The 19,828-nt window shown below is 68.6% G+C and carries 16 protein-coding genes; 9 read left to right on the top strand and 7 right to left on the bottom strand.

All coding sequences use genetic code 11. From position 1 onward, the window contains the following. Nucleotides 1-115: 115 nt before the first annotated feature. The 4 genes from ACWGIC_RS40665 to ACWGIC_RS40650 form a co-directional block, all read right to left on the bottom strand. Nucleotides 116-1,210: a Gfo/Idh/MocA family protein gene (locus ACWGIC_RS40665; protein ID WP_452081281.1), complete on the bottom strand. Its 1,095-nt coding sequence runs from the start codon at nucleotides 1,208-1,210 to the stop codon at nucleotides 116-118. After that, nucleotides 1,207-1,938, bottom strand: a complete 732-nt coding sequence (locus ACWGIC_RS40660; RefSeq protein WP_452081280.1) for a sugar phosphate isomerase/epimerase family protein — start codon at nucleotides 1,936-1,938, stop codon at nucleotides 1,207-1,209. The genes ACWGIC_RS40665 and ACWGIC_RS40660 overlap by 4 nt, the downstream gene beginning before the upstream one ends. Before the next feature lie 98 nt (nucleotides 1,939-2,036). After that, nucleotides 2,037-2,576 carry a GNAT family N-acetyltransferase gene (locus ACWGIC_RS40655; protein WP_452081279.1) on the bottom strand — a complete coding sequence of 180 codons (540 nt, stop codon included), beginning with the start codon at nucleotides 2,574-2,576 and terminating at the stop codon, nucleotides 2,037-2,039. An 18-nt stretch (nucleotides 2,577-2,594) separates the two neighbouring features. Beyond that, complete coding sequence (locus tag ACWGIC_RS40650; RefSeq protein WP_183126650.1) at nucleotides 2,595-3,326, bottom strand: FadR/GntR family transcriptional regulator; 732 nt, start codon at nucleotides 3,324-3,326, stop codon at nucleotides 2,595-2,597. 214 nt (nucleotides 3,327-3,540) lie between these two features. Here ACWGIC_RS40650 and ACWGIC_RS40645 point away from each other — a divergent pair, with 214 nt between their 5' ends. The 7 genes from ACWGIC_RS40645 to ACWGIC_RS40615 are packed head-to-tail and all read left to right on the top strand — an operon-like array spanning nucleotide 3,541 to nucleotide 13,805. Next, the gene (locus ACWGIC_RS40645) at nucleotides 3,541-5,148 is read left to right on the top strand and encodes an ABC transporter substrate-binding protein (RefSeq protein ID WP_452081278.1); all 1,608 of its coding nucleotides are present in this window, start codon (nucleotides 3,541-3,543) and stop codon (nucleotides 5,146-5,148) included. Nucleotides 5,149-5,164: 16 nt separating this feature from the next. Then, nucleotides 5,165-6,124, top strand: a complete 960-nt coding sequence (locus ACWGIC_RS40640; RefSeq protein WP_452081277.1) for an ABC transporter permease — start codon at nucleotides 5,165-5,167, stop codon at nucleotides 6,122-6,124. Then, nucleotides 6,124-8,085: a dipeptide/oligopeptide/nickel ABC transporter permease/ATP-binding protein gene (locus ACWGIC_RS40635; RefSeq protein WP_452081282.1), complete on the top strand. Its 1,962-nt coding sequence runs from the start codon at nucleotides 6,124-6,126 to the stop codon at nucleotides 8,083-8,085. The genes ACWGIC_RS40640 and ACWGIC_RS40635 overlap by 1 nt, the downstream gene beginning before the upstream one ends. Further along, nucleotides 8,082-9,047: an oligopeptide/dipeptide ABC transporter ATP-binding protein gene (locus ACWGIC_RS40630; protein ID WP_452081276.1), complete on the top strand. Its 966-nt coding sequence runs from the start codon at nucleotides 8,082-8,084 to the stop codon at nucleotides 9,045-9,047. Before ACWGIC_RS40635 ends, ACWGIC_RS40630 begins: the two co-directional genes overlap by 4 nt. Next, on the top strand, nucleotides 9,044-9,973 hold the full coding sequence (locus ACWGIC_RS40625) for a dihydrodipicolinate synthase family protein (RefSeq protein WP_452081275.1): 930 nt from the start codon (nucleotides 9,044-9,046) through the stop codon (nucleotides 9,971-9,973). Before ACWGIC_RS40630 ends, ACWGIC_RS40625 begins: the two co-directional genes overlap by 4 nt. After that, nucleotides 9,973-11,979, top strand: coding sequence for a beta-galactosidase (locus ACWGIC_RS40620; protein ID WP_452081274.1), 2,007 nt, complete (start codon nucleotides 9,973-9,975; stop codon nucleotides 11,977-11,979). Before ACWGIC_RS40625 ends, ACWGIC_RS40620 begins: the two co-directional genes overlap by 1 nt. Beyond that, nucleotides 11,976-13,805 carry an exo-alpha-sialidase gene (locus ACWGIC_RS40615; protein ID WP_452081273.1) on the top strand — a complete coding sequence of 610 codons (1,830 nt, stop codon included), beginning with the start codon at nucleotides 11,976-11,978 and terminating at the stop codon, nucleotides 13,803-13,805. Before ACWGIC_RS40620 ends, ACWGIC_RS40615 begins: the two co-directional genes overlap by 4 nt. Nucleotides 13,806-13,839: 34 nt before the next feature. Here the strand turns inward: ACWGIC_RS40615 and ACWGIC_RS40610 are convergent, their stop codons facing one another. Continuing rightward, nucleotides 13,840-14,574, bottom strand: a complete 735-nt coding sequence (locus ACWGIC_RS40610; RefSeq protein WP_452081272.1) for a sulfite exporter TauE/SafE family protein — start codon at nucleotides 14,572-14,574, stop codon at nucleotides 13,840-13,842. A gap of 795 nt (nucleotides 14,575-15,369) precedes the next feature. Between ACWGIC_RS40610 and ACWGIC_RS40605 the strand changes: the two genes are divergently transcribed. Beyond that, nucleotides 15,370-16,575: an IS110 family transposase gene (locus ACWGIC_RS40605; protein WP_452081271.1), complete on the top strand. Its 1,206-nt coding sequence runs from the start codon at nucleotides 15,370-15,372 to the stop codon at nucleotides 16,573-16,575. Between the two features lie 158 nt (nucleotides 16,576-16,733). Here ACWGIC_RS40605 and ACWGIC_RS40600 read toward each other — a convergent pair whose 3' ends face one another. Both ACWGIC_RS40600 and ACWGIC_RS40595 read right to left on the bottom strand, forming a co-directional pair. Next, nucleotides 16,734-17,459, bottom strand: coding sequence for a GntR family transcriptional regulator (locus ACWGIC_RS40600; RefSeq protein ID WP_452081270.1), 726 nt, complete (start codon nucleotides 17,457-17,459; stop codon nucleotides 16,734-16,736). Between the two features lie 169 nt (nucleotides 17,460-17,628). Further along, entirely contained in the window at nucleotides 17,629-18,393 is a 765-nt protein-coding gene (locus tag ACWGIC_RS40595) for an SGNH/GDSL hydrolase family protein (RefSeq protein ID WP_452081269.1), read from the bottom strand. Between the two features lie 127 nt (nucleotides 18,394-18,520). Between ACWGIC_RS40595 and ACWGIC_RS40590 the strand changes: the two genes are divergently transcribed. Beyond that, entirely contained in the window at nucleotides 18,521-19,720 is a 1,200-nt protein-coding gene (locus ACWGIC_RS40590; protein WP_452081268.1) for a glycosyltransferase, read from the top strand. Nucleotides 19,721-19,828 lie beyond the last annotated feature (108 nt).

Raw genomic sequence — 19,828 nt, 5'->3', positions numbered from 1 at the left:
GGCATCTTTCCCGCCTTGACAAGCACCCCCGAACCGTCAGCACAATCAGCTTCGGGGTGCCCCCTCACCAACGAGGCGCAATGTCGCCCCCAGGCGACGAGCCGCCGCCCCCTCCTCACAACGTCCGCACATACGGATCCCACCCCTCCGGCAACGCCTCCGCCACCGCCACCCGGCTCCCCACCTCCACCCCAGCCCCGCCAGCCATCGACTCCTCCACCGACACCATCACGTCCAGCACGTGATACGCCAACTCCCCCGAAGCCCTCTCCGGCACGCCCGCCCGAACCGCCCGAGCCAACTCCAGCACCCCCACCCCCCGAGAAGCCGAATGCCCCACCGCCCCCAGCTCCTCCGCCTCCTCCCTCCCAGCCAAATGCAAAACCGTCCCCCCGTCGAACCGATTCGGATCCGGCAACACCGCCGTCCCCAACTCCCCAGCCACCTCAACAAACCCCGTACGCCGCAACACAGAATCAAACGTCAGCAATACCTGCGCACTACCCCCGCGCACAAACTCCACCAACGCACTCACCGTAGTAGGCACAGTCACCGGAAACTCCACCCCAGCCCGCGGCCCAGCCCCAATCACCCGCCTCTCCCGCCCCCGCCCACCCACCGCAGCAACCCTCCGAACAGAACCGAAAACCTGCACCAACTGCGTCAAGTAATAAGGCCCGATATCCAGCAACGGCCCGCCCCCGGCCTGAAACAAAAACTCCGGCGCAGGATGCCAACTCTCCGGCCCCGGCGTCTGAAACAACGCCAACGCCGTAACCGGAACCCCAATCCGCCCAGCTTCAAGCACCCGCCGCGCAGTCTGCTGCCCAGCCCCGAGCAGAGTGTCCGGCGCACTCGCCACCCGAACCCCCTTCTCCCGCGCCCGGTCGAGAAGCCTCCGCACCGCCCGCCGCTCCAGCCCGATCGGCTTCTCCGTCCAAACGTGCTTCCCCGCCTCCACCGCCGCGAGGCTGACCTCGACATGCGCCGCAGGCACCGTCAAATTCACGACGATCTCCACCTCCGGCAACGCGAGCAGCTCCCCCACCGCCGCACCATGAGGCACCCCGTATTTAGCCGCCTGCCCCCGAGCCCGATCGACATCGAGATCAGCGACCGCCACCACCCGCACATCCGGAAACGCCGTCAAATTCTCCAAATAGGTATCGCTGATAAACCCGGCCCCCACGACCCCGACGCCGACCGTCACTTCTCCACCCCAGCGAGATACGCGAAACTCTCCGCAATCCCCCCGAAAACATCCTCATGCTGATCGAACTCGACCACCCGCAACGCCTCCGGAGCCGCCGCGAGCGCTTCCCCCATCGGCACGCGCCCCCGTCCCGCGGGCACCTGCCCGGAAGCGTCGACAGCCAACGACCCGTCCTTCACATGGATCGCGCACACCCGCTCCCCCAACCGCCGCAGCAACGCAGGCGCGTCCTCACCACCCGCAGCAGCCCAGTAGACATCGACCTCCAGAACCACCCCAGAATCGAGCCGCTCCGCGAAAACCTCCAGCGCACTGCGCCCGGAAATCCGCGATTCCAGCTCCCACCAATGATTGTGGTACCCCACCCGGACTCCATACCGCGCCGCAATCTCCGCCGCGGCATTAAGCGCCGACGCGGTCTCAGCGATATCCGCCGGACTCTGCCACCGCGAAGCCGGAACCAACGGCTCGATGGCCACCCCGATCCCCAACTCGCGAGCCGCGGCGAACACCGCCTCCTGGTCCTTTCCGACCAGCGCGGCATGCGCGGTAGGCGCGCTCAACCCGTGCGCCGCCAACCCGGCACCGAGCGCCTCGACATTCTCGACGACGCCGTACGGCTCCACCCGCTCGAACCCGATGGCAGCCACCCGCCGCAACGTCTCGTCCGGATCAGCCGCGAACGCCTCGCGCACCGAGTACAACTGCACCGACGGGCCACTCATGCCAACTCCTCAAGGGGTAGAGGGCTTTCGCCCAATTCCTACCACCCGGTCAGAATTGACACCAGGACAAAACCGGACGGAGTCCCGTCCAGAGAGAGTCAGCCGAGATCCTTGTGCCAGACAAGGAAATCGCACGGAACGGCCAGCAGCGGGGCCAGTTCCGGATGCGGCCCGTCGATCGTCGAGGTCTCCACGACCCGGTACCCGAGCCGGGTGTACCACTGCGCGAGGAATTCCTTCGACGGATGCGTCCACTCCCGCGGCACCAGCAGCTCAAGCTGCATCCGCGTACACCCGGCAGCCCGGCAGTGCTCCTCCGCGAACCGCACCAGCTCGCGACCGATCCCCGCCCCGCGCACCTCCGGCGACGCGGCGAGCTGGCCGAACTCCCCCAGATCCTCGGCGAGCCGCTGGATCCGGACCGAACCCACCACGTCCCCGGCAAGCCGGGCGACCGCGATCTCGCCCGCGCGGACCAGCCCGGCCATTTCCGGCGCATTGGTCCGATCGGCCGAACCGGCCCACAGCCCGGCCTCAGCCTTCGCGTAGACGGTGTTCACCAGCTCGGTCAGCAGAGCCACCAGCGCAGCGTCCTCGGCAGCGGACGGCGGCAGAAAAGCGATCTCCGGAGTCGTCACTTCTCCAGGTAACCACAATCAGCTAGCGGCCGAACCGGATACTGCGGGCCGTGCCTCGCCGAAGCCGCCGTAGCGCCCCGCTTTCGCGCGCTTGCGCACCTCGTCGAAATGCCGGTGCACCGCGTGCGCGGCCGCTTCCGCGTCTCCGCTCACGAGCGCGTCCACAATCGCCTGATGCCGTTTCGCGGTAGCCGTCGCCGACGAGACCGGACCGCCCATCTCGCCTTCCGCGGCCCGGTAAACGTCCCAGAACAGCCCGGTCAGCTCGCGCGCCAGGTCGAAACCGGCCTCGGCGCAGATGAGGTCGTGGAACTCGCGGTCGGCCACCGCCGCGTCCGGTCCCTTGCGGCGCATCCGCGCCACGCACGCCTGCAGCTGCCCGATCAGCTCCGGCCGGTGGTCGCGGGCGACCCGGCTGGTCAGCTCCGTTTCGATCATCTCGCGGACCTCGAGCAGGTCGCGCAGCCGCCCGGCGTCGGTGCTGCCGCGGCTGCGCGTGCGGAAGAGCAGCCAGGTCTGCAGCGCCTCCGAGCCCGCCGAGCCGACGAACGTGCCGTAGCCGTGCCGGACCTCGACGATGCCGAGCGCCTGCAGCGCCTTGACCGCTTCCCGGATCGAATTCCGGCTGACCCCGAGGTCCTCGGCGAGGCTCAGCTCGGTCGGCATCGGCGCGCCGGTCGGCAGCTGCCGGTCGACGATCAAGTCGATGATCTGCTTGGTGATCTCTTCACTGCGTTGCGGGCGCGCCACACGTGTCTCCCGGATGTCTTTCTTGCACTGGCACGTCGCCATCGGAGGACATCCTACGTCATGATCGGCTGCCGCGGCTGCCCCCGCGCGGGTGGGAACCCGCCTCTTGACCGGGCGCGGAACGGGACTTAGGGTTCCGGCAAGTCATAGGACGTCCCACGTCCTACTTCTCGATGCTTTCTGGGTGGAACACCGCATCAAGTCAGGAGACGCCATGTCCCGAACCGCCATGGGGACTTCGTTCAACCGGCGCGCATTGCTGCGCTACGCCGGCCTCGCCGGGGCTGCCGCAGCGGTTTCGTCGACGCTCGCCGCGTGCGGCGGTCCCGCGTCGACCAACAAGACCGGCAGCTCGTCCGGTTCCGTCACCGCGGTGCTCGGGTACGGCAACAACCAGACCTGGGACCCGCTGCAGACCGCGTCGGCGTTCGCGATGGCGGCCATCCTGCACAGCTACGAATCGCTCGTCGAGGGCGATCCGGTCACCCGGGAACCGTTCCCCGGCCTGGCCAAGGCGCTGCCGGCCGATCTCAAGAGCACCAAACTGCGCTTCGAACTGCGCGACGGCGCGAAGTGGCACGACGGACAGCCAGTGACCGCCGACGACGTGGTGTTCACCTACGCCCGAGTGCTCGACCCGAAAGAAAACGTTCTCATCCACAGCTTCTTCTCGCAGTGGCTGGAGTCGGTCGCCAAGGTCGACGCCAAGACCGTGGAGTTCAGCCTGAAGTTCGCGTTCCCCTACGCGCTGCAGCGGATCCAGATCTGCAAGATCGTGCCCAAGCACGTGTTCGAGAACAACTGGAAGGCCGCCGCGGCGGGCAAGGTCGTCGGCTCCGGGCCGTACAAGATCACCGAACAGGCCCCGCTGTCGCACACCTCGTTCGAGAAGTTCGCCGACTACAACGGCCCTCGCCCGGCCGCTTACGACAAGATGCTCTGGAAGTCCATTGTGGATTCCGCGCCGCGGGTGGCGGCGATCTCCGGGGCCAAGCCGGACGCGCAGATCGCGGAGAACATCCCGCCCGCCAACGCCGAGCAGCTGCGCAAGGCGGGCCGTACGGTCGAATTCGCCGACGGCGGCAACAACTTGTTCCTCCTCTTCAACACCAAGCACTCGCCGTTCGCCGACAAGCGAGTCCGCCAAGCCCTGCATTACGCGATCGACAAGAAGAAGATGATCGAAATCGGCCTGCGCGGCACCGGCACCGCGGGAACCTCGTTCATCAACCCGAAGCTGCCCGGTTCGCAGCCCGCGTCGCAGAGTTTCGAGCACAACCCGGAAAAGGCGAAGCAACTGCTCGCCGAAGCCGGGGTCAGCGGGTTGAAGATCTCACTGTCCACCACGAACACTTCGCTGGTGCTCGACTGCGTCAAGGTGATCAAGGAGGGCTGGGACGCGATCGGCGTGCAGACCACTTTGGACTCCCAGGACACCAAAGCGCTGTTCTCCAAACTGGACAACGGCGACGACTTCCAGGCCGTGGCCACCACGAACAACCCGCTCCAGTTCGGCAACGACCCGGATCTGCTCATCCGCTACTACTACGACGCACAGTCGGTGCTCATGACGCGGTACGCGCGCTGGAGCGGCGACGACACCAACGCGTTGCTGGCGTTGCAGGACAAGGCAGCGGCGGAAACCGACGAGACCAAGCGGAACGGGCTGTACAAGCAGTTGCTCGACCAGATTTCCGAACAGGCGGTGATCTACCCGATCGTCTTCACTCAGACAGGCACCGCGTGGGACCCGAAGGCGATCAGCGGCGTGCGTGCCCAGGGCTACCCGGGCATCTACCTCAACCAGGCCAAACCGGTCTGAGAAGGAGGTCCGCGAAGTGACAGTCGTCGTGCGGATGCTGGCCGGCCGCATCCTCGCCCTGATCCCGCTGCTGCTCGGCGTGATCCTGTTCGTGTTCATCGTGATGCGGTTCTCGCCGGTCGACCCGGCGATGGCCGCGTTCAACGGCGCCAACGCCACCGCCGGCCAGCTCCAGCAGTTCCGTGAGCAGAACGGCCTGCTCGACCCGTTGCCGCTGCAGTACGTGCACTTCGTGTGGCATCTGCTGCAAGGCGACTTCGGCACGAGCGTGATCACCAAGGAGCCGGTGGGGCAGACCATCGCCACCGCGCTCCCGCTCACCCTGCAGCTGACCCTGCTCGGCCTGGCGCTGGCTCTCGTCGTCTCGGTCGTGCTCGGCGTGACCTCGGCGCTGTTCCGCGGCCGCTGGCCGGACCACCTGATCCGGTTCGTGACGCTCGCCGGCGTCGCCGCGCCCGCGTTCTGGATCGCGCTGCTGCTGGTGCAATGGCTGGCCGTGGGCAAGGGCCTGTTCCCCACCAGCGGGTACGTCAGCCCGGCGGATTCGTTCTCCGGCTGGCTGAACTCGCTGACACTGCCCGCGATCGCGCTGTCCGCCCCGGTCGCGGCGCAGCTGACCCGGGTGATCCGCACGTCGATGGTCGAGGAACTCGACAAGGACTACGTGCGCACCGCGCGCGGCGGCGGGCTGCCGCCGGTCGTGGTGGTCGGGCGGAACGTGCTGCGCAACGCGCTGGTCAACCCGCTCACCGTGCTCGGGCTGCGGGTCGGCTACCTGCTCGGCGGCGCGGTGGTGATCGAGACGATGTTCGCGCTGCCCGGCATGGGCCAGAACATGATCCAGGCCGTGCAGGACGGCGACACCGCCAAGGTGCAGGGCTTCGTCATCACCATCGCGGCCGGGTTCGTGCTCGTGAACCTGATCGTCGACGTGCTCTACCTCGTCGCCAACCCCCGTCTGCGGAGCCGATCGTGATGCGCCCACTGCTCCGGCCGAATCTCGCTGCCCGGCTCTCGCGGCCCGGCATCCGGTTCCGGCGGCTTCCCCTGTCCTCGTGGATCGCGCTGGCCGTGCTCGTCGTGCTCGGGCTCGTCGCGGTCCTTGGAACCGTCGTGGCCACGCACAACCCGGACCTGCTCAGCACCGACACCGGCGGGCCGAGCGCGGCGCACTGGTTCGGCACCGACCAGTCCGGCCGCGACATCTTCTCCCGGCTGGTCGCGGGCACCCGCTGGTCGCTCGCGATCGGACTGGGCGCGACGCTGCTCGCGCTGATCGCGGGGATCGTCGTCGGCTCGTTCGCGGCGACGTCCGGCCGCCGGGTCGACGGCCTGGTGATGCGGGTCCTCGACGTCCTGATGGCCTTCCCCGGCATCGCGCTGGCCGCGGTGCTGGTGGCGGTGTTCGGGCGCGGCATCCTGGTGCTGGTCCTCGCCATCGGCTTCCTCAACATGGCTCCGGTGGCGCGGGTGGTGCGGGCGAACGTGCTCGCGCAGTACGGCGAGGACTACGTCGCGGCCGAGCGGGTGATCGGCGCGAAACGGCTGTTCATCCTCGCCCGGCACGTCGCGGTCAACTGCGCCGCGCCGATCCTGGTGTACTGCACGGTGACCGTCGCCGACGCGATCGTGTTCGAGGCGTCGCTGTCGTTCATCGGCGCGGGGATCCAGCCGCCCGATCCGTCGTGGGGTTCGGTGCTGGCCGACGGCAAGGACCTGGTGCTGACCGGCGGCTGGTGGGCGACGCTGTTCCCCGGCCTGCTGATCCTGATCACCGTGCTGGCGCTGAACATTCTCTCCGAGGGAATCTCCGACGCCTGGGCCGCGCCGTCGGCTCGCACCGCCAAGGCGGCCGAGGCGGCACAGCGGATCGAGCTGGCCCCAGAGCCCACCACGGCGGTGCTGCCGCTGCGCGGTCTGCGCGAAGCCGGGCAACGGCTGGCTGCCAAAGCGAGAGATCTGTCCAATCGGGACACCGTGCTGGCGGTGAAGGATCTCGCGATCTCGTTCCCGGACCGGCACAACGGCGTCAACGTGGTCGATGGAGTGTCCTTTTCGGTCCGTTCCGGCGAGGTGCTGGGGCTGATCGGCGAATCGGGTTGCGGGAAGTCGCTGACCGCGCTGTCGATCATGGGCCTGCAGCCGGACGCCGCGCGGCTCAGCGGCGAAATCCGGTTCGCGGGCAACGACCTGCTCGCCATGAAGCCGAGCGCCCGCCGCCGGCATCTCGGGCACGACCTGGCGATGGTGTACCAGGACGCGCTCAGCTCGCTGAACCCGGCGATGACGATCCGCGCGCAGCTCAAGCAGTTCACCCGGCGCGGCGGCACCCGCACGCCGGAAGAGCTGCTGGAACTGGTCAACCTCGATCCCGGCCGGACGCTGCGCGCGTACCCGCACGAACTGTCCGGCGGACAACGGCAGCGCGTGCTGATCGCGATGGCGCTGTCCCGCAGCCCGAAGCTGATCGTCGCCGACGAGCCGACGACGGCACTCGACGTGACCGTGCAGGCACAGATCATGGCGTTGCTGCTGCGGCTGCAGGAAGAGCTGGGTTTCGCACTGGTGCTGGTATCTCACGACCTCGCGCTGGTATCCGACATCGCCGACCGTGTTGTGGTGATGTACGGCGGACAGGTCGCCGAGACCGGCGCGACCGCGGCTGTCGTCGGCGCGCCGCAGCACCACTACACCCGCGGCTTGCTCAGCGCGGTGCTGTCGCTGGAGGAGAACGAAGCGACGCTCACCCAGATCAAGGGCGTCGTGCCCGCACCGGCCGATTTCCCGCCCGGCTGCCGGTTCGCGAGCCGGTGTCCCGCCGCTCGCGGGCGCTGCTTCGAGGTCGCGCCTGAACCGGCGGGCGAAGAGCATCTTGTCGCTTGCCACTACCCCGTGGAGAACCCGGTCGCGGCTATGGCGGAAGGAGCGCAGGCATGAACCTCGTCGAAGTCGACGGCGTGCACGTGGTGCACAAGATCCGCGGATCAAGTCTCTTCGGACACGACCGGGTCTACGCGCTCACCGACGCAACCCTGACCATCGCGAAGGGTGAAACCGTCGGTGTGGTCGGAGAATCCGGCTGCGGAAAGTCCACTTTGGCCAAAGTGCTGGTCGGATTGCAGAAACCCACTTCCGGCACCGTGCGGTACGCGGGCCAGCCGCTGTCCGCACTGCGCCCCGCCGAACTGGGCCGCACAGTCGGCATGATCTTCCAGGATCCGTCGACCGCGCTGAACCGGCGGCTGCCCGTCTCGAAGATCCTCCGCGACCCGCTCGACGTGCACCAGATCGGCACCGCCGGGGAACGCGCCGAACGGGTCCGGGAGCTGATGGGACTCGTCGGGCTGCCGTCCAGCGTGGCCGACGCGCTGCCGTCGCAACTGTCCGGCGGACAGCGGCAGCGCGTGGCGATCGCCCGCGCGCTCGCGCTGCGGCCGGCGTTGCTGGTGGCCGACGAGCCGACGTCCGCTTTGGACGTTTCGGTGCGCGCGCAGATCCTGAACCTGTTGCTGGAACTGCGCGAACAGCTCGAACTCGCGATGGTGTTCGTGTCGCACGACATCCAGACCGTGCGCCGGATGAGCGATCGCATCGTGACGATGTACCTCGGCCGGATCGTCGAACAGGCCCCGGCCGCCGAACTGCCGCACCACGCGCACCATCCGTACACCCGGGCGCTGTTCTCGGCGACGCCGAGCCTGCTGCACCCGGTGGAACCGATCGTCCTCAGCGGACCGGTGCCGTCGGCGACCGCGCCGCCGCCCGGCTGCCCGTTCCACACGCGCTGCCCGAAAGCCACCGACGAGTGCTCCCTGGCCTTGCCACCGCAGTCCGGGCCGGACGAGCACACCTACCGCTGCATCCATCCCGAGATCACGACCGGAGTGACCGCCTCATGACTGCGCCCAAGTTCGCCGGCATCATCCCGCCGCTGTGCACGCCCTTCCACGACGATTTCACGGTGGACACCGCGTCGCTGCGGCGGCACATCGAATTCCAGCTCGACGCGGGCGTGCACGGGATCTTCGTGCTCGGTTCGTCCAGCGAGGTCGCCTTCCTGCCCGACGACCAGCGGCGGATCACCGTCGAAACCGCGGTCGACCAGGTCGCCGGGCGGGTGCCGGTGCTCGCCGGCTGCATCGACATGACGACCCTGCGCGTCGCGGAGCACGTGAAGACCGCCGAAGCGGCCGGAGCGGACGCCATCGTGGTGACCGCGCCGTACTACACCCGCACGCACGTCGCGGAAATCGACCGGCATTTCCGGCTGCTGCACGAGCGGACGTCGCTGCCGATTTTCGCTTACGACATCCCGATGGCCGTGCACACCAAGCTCGACCGCGACATGGTGCTGAACCTGGCCGAGGAAGGCGTTTTGGCCGGGCTGAAGGACTCCAGCGGCGACGAAGCCGGATTCCGGCTGGTGCTGCAGCAGCGGCGCGAGCGCGGGCTGGAGCAGTTCGCCGTGTTCACCGGCTCCGAACTGCTCGTGGACGCCGCGCTCGCGCAGGGTGCGGACGGCGCGGTGCCGGGGCTCGGGAACGTCGACCCGGTCGGCTATGTGCTGATCTACGACCACTTCCGCGGTGGCAACCCGCAGGCCGCGCGGCGCGAACAGGAACGGCTGCTGACGCTGTTCAGCATCACCGACGTCGCGCCGCCGAGCCGGATGGGCCGGGGTTCGGCCGCGCTCGGCGCGTTCAAGGCGTCGATGAAGATGCGCGGATTCATCGACAACGCGGTGATGGCTCCGCCGCAACTCCCCCTCAACGACGACGAACTGCTTCAGATCAAGGGAAAGCTGGCGGAAGCGGGTCTCCTCTGATGGATCGCCTCTACTACGGCGGGGATTACAACCCCGAGCACTGGTCGCCCGACGTGTGGGCGGAAGACCTGAAACTGATGGCCGAGGCTTCGGTTTCGATGGTGACCGTCGGGATTTTCTCCTGGGCCCAGGTCGAACCTCGGCCCGGTGAGTTCGATTTCGGCTGGTTCGACACAGTGATGGACAATCTCGCTTCCGGCGGGGTGCGGGCCTGCCTCGCCACCATGACCGCCTCGCCGCCGCCGTGGCTGTCTCACCGCTATCCGGAAATCCTGCCGGTGCGCGCGGACGGCACGCGGCTGTCCGCCGGTGCGCGGCAGCAGTTCTGCCCGTCCAGCCCGGTGTTCCGCGAGCACGCCGCGCGGCTGGTCGAGCAGGTCGCCACCCGGTACGCCGGGCATCCGGCGCTGGAAATGTGGCACATCGGCAACGAATTCGGCTGCCACATCAGGGCGTGCTATTGCGAGGCATCCGCGGTGGACTTCCAATGCTGGCTCACTGAACGCTACGGCAGCGTCGAGGCGCTGAACGAAGCCTGGAGCACCACTTTCTGGTCGCAGCGGTATTCCGATTTCGCCGAGGTGCAGCCGCCGCGCGTCGCACCGACCTTCCCGAACCCGGCGCATCAGCTGGACTACCACCGGTTCTCCTCCGACGCGTCGCTCGGCTGCTATCTCAACGAACGCGAGGTGCTCGCCCGCATCACCCCGGACGTCCCGGTGACCACGAATTTCGTCGGCCTGGTGCAGAAGTCGCTCGACTGGAACAAATGGGTGCCGCACGAGGACATCGTGAGCCTCGACTCCTACCCCGACCCGTACGACCCGCGCGGCCACCTGGAAGCGGCCTTCGCCTACGACCTGGTCCGGTCCATCAAGGACGGTCAGCCGTGGCTGCTGCTGGAGCAGGCGCCGAGCGCGGTGAACTGGCGCACCCGCAACAGCCCGAAGCCGCCCGGGACGATGCGGCTCGGCAGCTGGCAGGCCGTCGCCCGCGGTGCGGACGCGGTGCTGTTCTTCCAGTGGCGGCAAACTCCGGGCGGGGCCGAGAAATTCCACTCCGCGATGGTGCCGCACGGCGGTCCGGATACCCGCACGTTCCGCGAGGTGCGGGACCTGGGGCAGGAGCTGGCGTCGCTGCCGCAGCTGGCGGACAGCCGGGTGAAGGCCGACGTCGCGATCCTGCACGACTGGAACAGTTGGTGGGCGCTGGAGCTGAACTCGCATCCGTCGGACGACCTCAGCCAGCTCGACGCACACCTCGCGCACTACGCCCCGCTGTTCGACGCAAACGTCACCTGCGACGTCGTGCACCCGTCACGCGATCTGTCCGGATACCGGCTCGTCGTCGTGCCCAATCTGTACTTGATGGACAGTGCGGCCGTGACCAATCTCCGCTCCTATGTGGAGAGTGGCGGGCACCTGGCGGTGTCGTTCTTCTCCGGCATCGCCGACGAGAACGACCGGGTGTACACCGGTGGCTATCCCGCTCCCCTGCGCGACATTCTCGGCCTGCGCGTCGACGAGTTCTGGCCGCTTCCGGAAGGCGGCTCCACAAAGCTCGACCTCGACGGCGCCTCCGTGGGTGCGACGATCTGGTCCGAATGGATCGAAGCCGAGGGTGCGGACGTCATCGCCACCTTCGCCGAAGGCCCGCTCTCCGGTCGCCCCGCAGTCACCCGGCACGAGTTCGGTTCGGGCGTCGCGTGGTACCTCGGCACCCGGCCCGACGCGGACGTCATGCGGACGCTGTTCGACCGGATCACCGCTGACGCCGGGGTTTCGCCGGTGCTGTCCGGTCTGCCGGACGGTGTCCAGGCGATCGTGCGGCACGGTGCGGACGACTACCTGTTCCTGCTCAACCACAACGATCAGGCCATGACCATTTCGCTTCCTTCTCCCGGTACTGACTTGCTCACCGATCCCGCTCAGCCAACGTCCGAAGTGGAACTCGCCGCGTACGGCGTGGCCGTCCTTTCCGGACAGTTCAGAACGGAGACCAGATGAGAACCGCCCTTCGCGTGCTGCTGGCGTTCGTCCTGCTGGCTTTCCTCGCGCCCTCCGGTGCGGCTCAGGCCGCTCCGCAGTTCGATCAGAAAGCGCTCTTCAACCCGCATCAGGAAACCGGCTACGCGTGCTTCCGCATCCCGGCGATCGTCCGCAGCACGCACGGCACGCTGCTGGCCTTCGCCGAGGGCCGCAAGAACAACTGCGGCGACACCGGCGACATCGACCTGGTACTCAAGCGTTCGACCGACGGCGGCACCACCTGGTCGGCGTTGCAGGTGGTGAACCGCGGCGGCGGGGACACGCACGGCAACCCGGTGCCCATTGTGGACAGCAAGACCGGCCGGATCGTCCTGATCACCACGTACAACAAGGGCCGCACCGACGACAAGGGCTGCGACGTGCCGTGCCCGCGCACACCGCACTCGCAGTACAGCACCGACGACGGCCGCACCTGGTCCACGCCGGTCGACATCAGCGCGCAGGCGAAGCTGCCCGCGTGGGATTCCTGGTACGCCTCCGGTCCGGTGCACGGCATCCAGCTCCAGCACGGCCCGCACGAGGGCCGGCTCGTCTTCGGCGTGAACGCCGAACGCAGCGATGGCACCAACTCCGTCGAAAACTACGCTGGACTCATCTACAGCGACGACGGCGGCTCGACCTGGCATGTCGGCGCGGTGGACAACTACCTGCATCCGGTCGGCGGCACCTTCACGCAGAAACCGTCGGAAGTCAGCGTCGTGGAACTGCCCGACGGCACCATCTACGCGGGCGGCCGCGAGCAAAGCGGCACCGACATCGGCAACCGCGACTACGCTCTGAGCCGCGACGGCGGTGAGACGTTCTCCCAGCGCTTCACCACGATTCCCGATCTCGTGACGCCGATGGTGCAAGGTTCGCTGCTGCGCCTGGACCGCCCCGGCGGCAAGCGGATCCTGTTCGCCTCGCCCGCCGACACCGACCGGCGGCGCTGGATGACCATCCGTTCGTCCTATGACGACGGTCGCAGCTGGGAAAACGCCGACCAGGGCACGCGGGTCACGACGGACTGGTCCGGTTACTCCGACCTGGTCCAGTTGAGCGGCCCGCAGGAGAAGAACGCGAAAATCGGCCTGCTGTACGAGGGCGGCGCAGTGGACGCCCGCGACGAAATCCGCTTCGCCCGCTTCGACGAGAACTACCTCGGCTGGAAGCGCTCGCCCGGAGTGTCCACTCCAGACGTCGCAAGTGGACAGCCCGCTCGCATCCTCGGCGAGGCCAGTACAGTGCCCGGGAAATTCGGCAAGGCGATACAACTGAAGAACGCCTTTGTCCGCGTCCCGTACTCGTCGGACCAGTTGGTGGGCTCCGGCGACTTCACCTTCTCCACCTGGGTCAAGTACGGCGCTTCGAAAGACCCTCAGCCGATCCTGTGGCTGGGCGGCATGGGCTCGACCGCGCCGCAGCTGTGGCTCCGGGCCGAACCCGCTTCACACCGGCTGATCGCCATGATGACCACTGCGGCCGGAAGCAAGTCGGTGACCACACAATCGGCTTACGACGATCAGAAATGGCACCACGTCGCGCTTCAGCGGTCGGGCGGCCAGCTCCGCGTCCTGGTCGACGGCGCGGTGGCCGCGTCCGGCCCGGACTCCCCTGGTTCGGTCACCCAGACCGTCTCGTTCCAGCTGTGGCTGGGCGAACGCCTGGACGGCGCGCAGCACCTGTCCGGTTCGCTGGACGACACTCGCCTCTACCGACGGGCACTGTCCACTGCGGACCTGGCCACCGTCCGGACCGGGAAACCGGTCTCGGGAGCGGTCATGGAGCTTCCCTTCGACCGGTGATCCGCGGCTGAAGCCGGGTGACAACCACCCGGCTTCAGCCGTGCAACGCGAGATACGGCGCGATCCCGACCAGCACCGCGATGAGGGCGGCCTTGAGCGTCTTCGTCGGCAACGCGTGCGCGATCCGCCAGCCGATCAGCACTCCCGCCAGCTCCGGGATCCCGACAATCGCCGCCAGCCGCCAGTCGACCGCTCCGTGCAGGACGTACCCGAACGTGCCGACACTGGCGATCACCACCGACTGCACCTGCGCCGCCGCGAGCGCCCCGAGCACCGGCATCCCGGCGACGACCAGCAACGGCACCGACAGCATCGGCCCGCCGACCCCGACCAGTCCGGCCACCACCGCGACCCCGGCCCCGATCGCACCCGCGACCGGCATCCCGACGGCCCGCTCCCGCCCCTTGAAGCCGACGAACACCGCCACGACGAGCGCGAAGCCGCCGAGCACGATCCCGAACGCCTTCGCGGACACCCAGGAATTCAGCAGCACGCCCAGCGGAGTCCCCACGACGGCAGCCGCCGCGAGGATTCCCGCTACTCGCCGGGTGTTCGGCTCGCGCAACTGTCCGGAATGGACGAAGGCGGCGCTGCCGAGGATCCCGGTGGCCACGTGCGTGACGATCGCCGTTCCCGCCACCTGCGCCGGGGTGAGCGAGGTGAAGACGAACAGGCCGACAGTCGCGAGCACCCCGCCCGGTCCGACCGCGGTGATGCCGATCCCGGCGAGCAATCCGGTGATGATGAGCGCGGCGATCACCTCGGCCACCGCCAGTCGTTTTCTCGCGGCGGGATCGCTCCGGGAGCTGATCGGGGGCTGGGGCGGGCATTCCGGTCGCGGACGGCTGAGCGAACCGGTCCGGGTGCCGGGTCGCCTGCAAGACCGAACGGCCCATCCGCCAGCGCCCAGTCGCCCGCGAAACCACCGGACCCACGCGCCCACGCCTGGTCACCCGCAAAACCACCCGACCCGTCCGCCAACGCCCGATCGCCTGCAGAGCCACCCGGCCCACGCACATTCCGCCGCCGGAAACCGCGGTCTGCCAATCGAATCACTCCCGACCTCGGTGCGGCACAACGCGAGCCGCGCGAACACCACAGTCGATACGCGCGACGCGAGCCGGTCCGCGTGCCCCGCACCGAGGACCGCAGCTCAGCTCCGGCGGCCGCACAGTTCCGTCCGTCCCAGATCCCGCCCTGAACAGCGGTGCGCAGCTGCCGGAAACCCGCGATTCCCGCGCGAATCGCGGCATCGAGCGCAAACTCGTCCACCAGAAGGCCCGGCCGCAGCTGCCTCACCCTGCCCCGCGATACAAAGTCGCCCGCAGCGCCCCCCCGTTACCTTTTTCGTAGTTCCTGATCAAGGAGCTGTGGTCGCCAGGCTTGGCATGACTGACGCCCCCAGTCGAGTGCATGAGCCGGGGGGTGGTGTCACCGGGTCTGGTGGCATCGAGGGACCGCTGATAGGGACACGGCCACCGCTGAGTAGGTCTCGTCGTAACGTGGGTGCCGGCCATCGATGCTCGACCGGCGGCCACGTCGCAACGGATGAACGGCATGGTGGATGAGCAGCGATTTCGGGGTGTTCCTCGGTCTGGATGTCGGCAAGGACGCCCATCACGCGGTCGGCCTGGATCCGGACGGGAAGCGCTTGCACGACGCGCCTTTGCCCAACAGCGAACCCAAACTGCGGGCCCTGTTCGACACGCTCGCCGCCCACGGGCCGCTGCTGGTCGTGGTCGACCAGCCCGCGACGATCGGGGCGCTGCCGGTCGCGGTCGCCCGCGCCGCCGGGCACCAGGTGGCCTACCTGCCCGGGCTGGCGATGCGGCGCATCGCCGACCTCTACCCCGGACGGGCCAAGACCGATGCGCGGGACGCGTTCGTCATCGCCGACGCCGCCCGCTCGCTGCCGCACACGCTGCGCCCGGTCGACGTCGGCGACGACGCTTTGGCTGAACTGGACGTGCTGGTCGGGTTCGACGACGACCTGGCGGGCGAGGCCACCCGGATCAGCAACCGCATCCGCGGCCTGCTCACCGGCATCCACCCCGCCCTCGAACGCGCCCTCGGCCCGCGCACCTCCCATCCGGCGGTGCTGGAAATCCTGTCCCGTTGCGGCGGACCAGCCGGAATCCGCAAAGCCGGACGCCGCAAGCTCACCGCGATCGCCGCCGCCCACGCGCCCCGCATGGGCGACAAGCTCGTGACCGCGATCCTGGCCGCATTGGACGAGCAGAGCGTGACCGTCCCCGGCACCACCGCCGCCGACACCGTGCTCCCGCGACTGGCCGATAGCTTGAAAACCGTTCTGCAGCAACGGAAACAGGTCGCCGAACAGGTCGAGGGGATACTTGATGCGCACCCTCTTGCCGGGGTCCTGACATCGATGCCCGGCATCGGCGTCAGGACCGCCGCTCGGATCCTCCTCGAAGTCGGCGACGCCTCCAACTTCGCCAGCTCGGGGCATCTGGCCGCCTACGCCGGCATCGCACCCGTCACCCGCGCGTCCGGGTCCTCGATCAAAGGCGAGCACCCCGCGCGCACGGGCAACCGCAAGCTCAAACGCGCGTTCTTCCTCGCCGCGTTCGCCGCCCTGCACGACCCCATCAGCCGGGCCTATTACGACAGGAAAAGAGCCGAGGGCAAGAAACACAACGCCGCCCTCATCTGCCTGGCCCGACGCCGTTGCGACGTCATCTACGCGATGCTGCGCAACAAGACCTACTACCGGCAACCCGATGCCGCTCCGGTCCAAGCCGCGGCTTGACAAACACATAGGGACACCCCCCCCCCGGCAGCCGCGCAGTTCCATCCTTCTCGAACCCCGCCCTGAACAGCGGCGCAGCCATCGAGAAACCGCGGTTCCCCCGCGAATCCCGGTCTCCAGCACAGACTCATCCACCAGACCGGCTCGCCCCAGCCGCCTCACCCCGGCCCTCGATGCAAAGTCGCCCGCAGCGTCAGCCGGTCCGCGCGAATGTGCAGCCATTCCGCGTCGACCGGGCGTCCGTCCGGCAGCCGGGTCAGCCGGTCCAGTGCGAAAACCGCCGTGCCCGGCGCGATGTCCAGCAGCGCGGCCGTATCCGGCCCGGCGGACACCGCGTGCACCTCCACCTCGGCCCGCCCCAGCCGGATGCCGTTCGTCTCCTCCAGCAACGCGAACAGGTCCCGGTGCGCCAAATCCTTCCCCAGCAACGGAATCCCCAGATCCGCCACCAGATAGGTCGAGTCCAGCGACAACGGCGCCCCGCCGAGCCGCCGGACCCGCTCCAGGTGCACGACTTCCGCGCCCGCCTCCAGGCCGAGCCGGTCCGCCACCGCGGGCGGCGCGGCGACTGTCTCGGCCGTGCGCACCTCGTTCACGACCTCGCCGTGTCCTTCGAGCGCTTCCGCCAGCCCGGTCAACTGGTCGAGCCCGTGCCCGTACTTCGGCCGCACCACCAGCGTCCCGACGCCCGGCCGACGTTCGACGAGCCCTTCGTCCCGCAGCAACGCGAGCGCTTCCCGCACCACGTTCCGCGACGCGCCGAACCATTCGCCAAGGTCGCGTTCGCCCGGCAGGATCTCGCCGACCTCGCCCGCGACGATCCGCTGCCGCAAGCCGTCGGCCACCTGCCGGGCCCGTTCCGCCCTCCGCCGCGTAGTCACCACGCCGGCGACGCTACCTGGATTTTGATTACGCCGAGGTTACGCCACCCACATTGACCTGCGGAAACGCCGTGAGCAGCGGCAATGCGCCGCCCCGTTTCCGTTCCGCCACCGCAGCACCGGGCGAGGCACGCGCCCCGAGTTCAGGCCGAGGCGTCCGGCCGCGGACCGCTCAGCAAATGCTGCCCAGGCTCGACGTCCAGCCCCACCACATCCCGTACTCGGCGAGGTTTCCCGCGTCGTTCAGGTGCACGTTGTCCGCCATCCACGGACTCGGATTGGGCAGATTCGCCGAACCGGCGGGCGGGATGTACTGCCGCAGATCGACGAGCGCGGTGCCCTTCGCGACCGCCGTCTGGTAGATCGACGTCGCGTACTGCGACCAGAAGTACTTCTGCGTCTGCCCGCCCCACGGATTCGGCGTCCACTTCAGCTCGGCGTAGATCGACAGCAGGATGTCCACCCCGGGCCGCGAGGCGCGGATGGTGTCGATGACCTTGCCGAGATTCGCCTTGAACACCGCCGGGTCGGTCTGCGAGATCAGCTCGTTGCCGCCGAGGTCGATGAGCACCAGGTCGGGCTGGCGCTGCGCGATGTCGGCGAGCGCGGCGGTCGTGTCGGACCAGCGGCCGCCGGGGAGGTAGTCGGTGGCCATCGCGCCGTTGTGCGCGTAGTTCTTCGTGGTGGTGTTCCACTCAGCGTGCAGGTCGTTGGCGATTTTCGTGGTCCAGCCGTAGGTGGTCGGCGCGTAGGTGTCCGTCGCGGACTGGTAACCCGTGGTGCCGTAGCCGGTGTCGGCCGACGTGCCGAGGATCGCCACCTGCTCCTTTTTGGTGCACCAGGTGCTGGTCTGACCGGCGTCGGCGGCGACCGCGGGGGACATCGCGATGCCGAGGCCGACCAAGGTCAGCAATGCCGCGAGACGGGCTTTTCGCATGGGGGACCGGCCCTTTCCGGGAGAGATGATCAGCCGATGTGTCGCCGCGACGGCCCCGCGCGTTACCGGGATGCGGAAACAGAAACCGAGATGCGATTGCCGCCACGATTCTGGCAGGCTCGAGAGCGTGAAGATCCTTTTCGCGTCCGCGCCCGGCTACGGGCTCACGCTTCCGCTGATCCCGGTCGTCTGGGCCGCCCGCGCCGCCGGGCACGAGGTGCTGCTGGCCACCACCGCCGAGATCGCCGAGGTGTCCGCGCGCGCCGGACTGCCGGTCGCCGACGTCTTCCCCGGCCGCGACATCTGGACCGACCTGCTGGCCACCGTCAAGAACGGGAGCGCCCCGGATCCGGACGAACCCGAGGAGTACCGGATCGCGCGGCAGCACCAGGGCCCGTTCGGGCTCTTCACCGCCGCCATGACCGAGGGAACGATCGAGGCGGGCCGAGCGTTCGGCGCGGACCTGGTCGTCTACCCGTCCGACCACGGAGCGGGCGCGCTCGCCGCGGTCGCGCTCGGCGTGCCCGCGCTCGAGGTCGGCAACCGGATCTCGTGGTCGGCCCGGGACCTCTCATGGCGCACCGAGCACGAAGACTTCCTCGACGGCGAACTGGTCGCGCTGATGCGCAAGAAGCTCGGCATCGGGGACGCTCCGCCGAAGGTCGTCGCGCGAATCGATCCGCGGGCGCCGAGCATGGGCGGGTTGCGCGCGGACGAGGAGCCCGCCGACGAGCGCGACGGGGTGCCATGGTGGTCGATGCAGTTCGTGCCTTACAACGGCGGGGCGGTGCTTCCGGAGTGGGTTCTGCGGAAGGCGGAACGGCCTCGGGTGGCGGTCACGCTGGGCACTGTGGTGCCGGTGATGAGCGGGGTCAGCAGTTTGAAGGTGGTGCTGGACGCGCTCGGCGGGATGGACGTCGAGGTCGTGCTCGCGGCGGGGACCGTTGATGTGAGCGGGCTGGGCGAGCTTCCCGGGAATGTGCGGTCGGTGGGGTATTTGCCGTTGTCGGTGTTTTTGCCGGGGTGTTCGGCGATTGTGCATCACGGCGGGTCCGGGACTACTGCCGCGCCGTTGTTTTATGGGGTGCCGCAGTTGGTTTTGCCTAGTTTCGCGGATAATCCGATGTCGGCTGAGCGGGTCGTGGAGCGGGGGGTCGGGCTTAGTCACGATCCGTCCGCGGTGGATGTTGATGCGGTGCGGGGGATGGTGCGGCGGTTGCTTGACGAGGAATCGTTCCGGAGGGCGGCGGAGGAGGTTCGGGGGGAGATGTTGGGGCAGCCTAGTCCGGCTGAGGTTGTGGCTCGGGTGGTTTCTCGGCTCGGGTGAGGCGGTGGGGGTTTCGCTTCACGGATGGTGTTGCTGCGGGCACCCCGAAGCCTGATTGTGCTGACGGTCTGAGGGTGGTTGTCAAGGCGGGAAAGATGCCTTGACAAC

The organism is Amycolatopsis sp. NPDC054798 (assembly GCF_053611505.1).
Note: the sequence above shows the minus strand (reverse complement) of the source record. Positions and strands in the feature narration are given on the sequence as shown.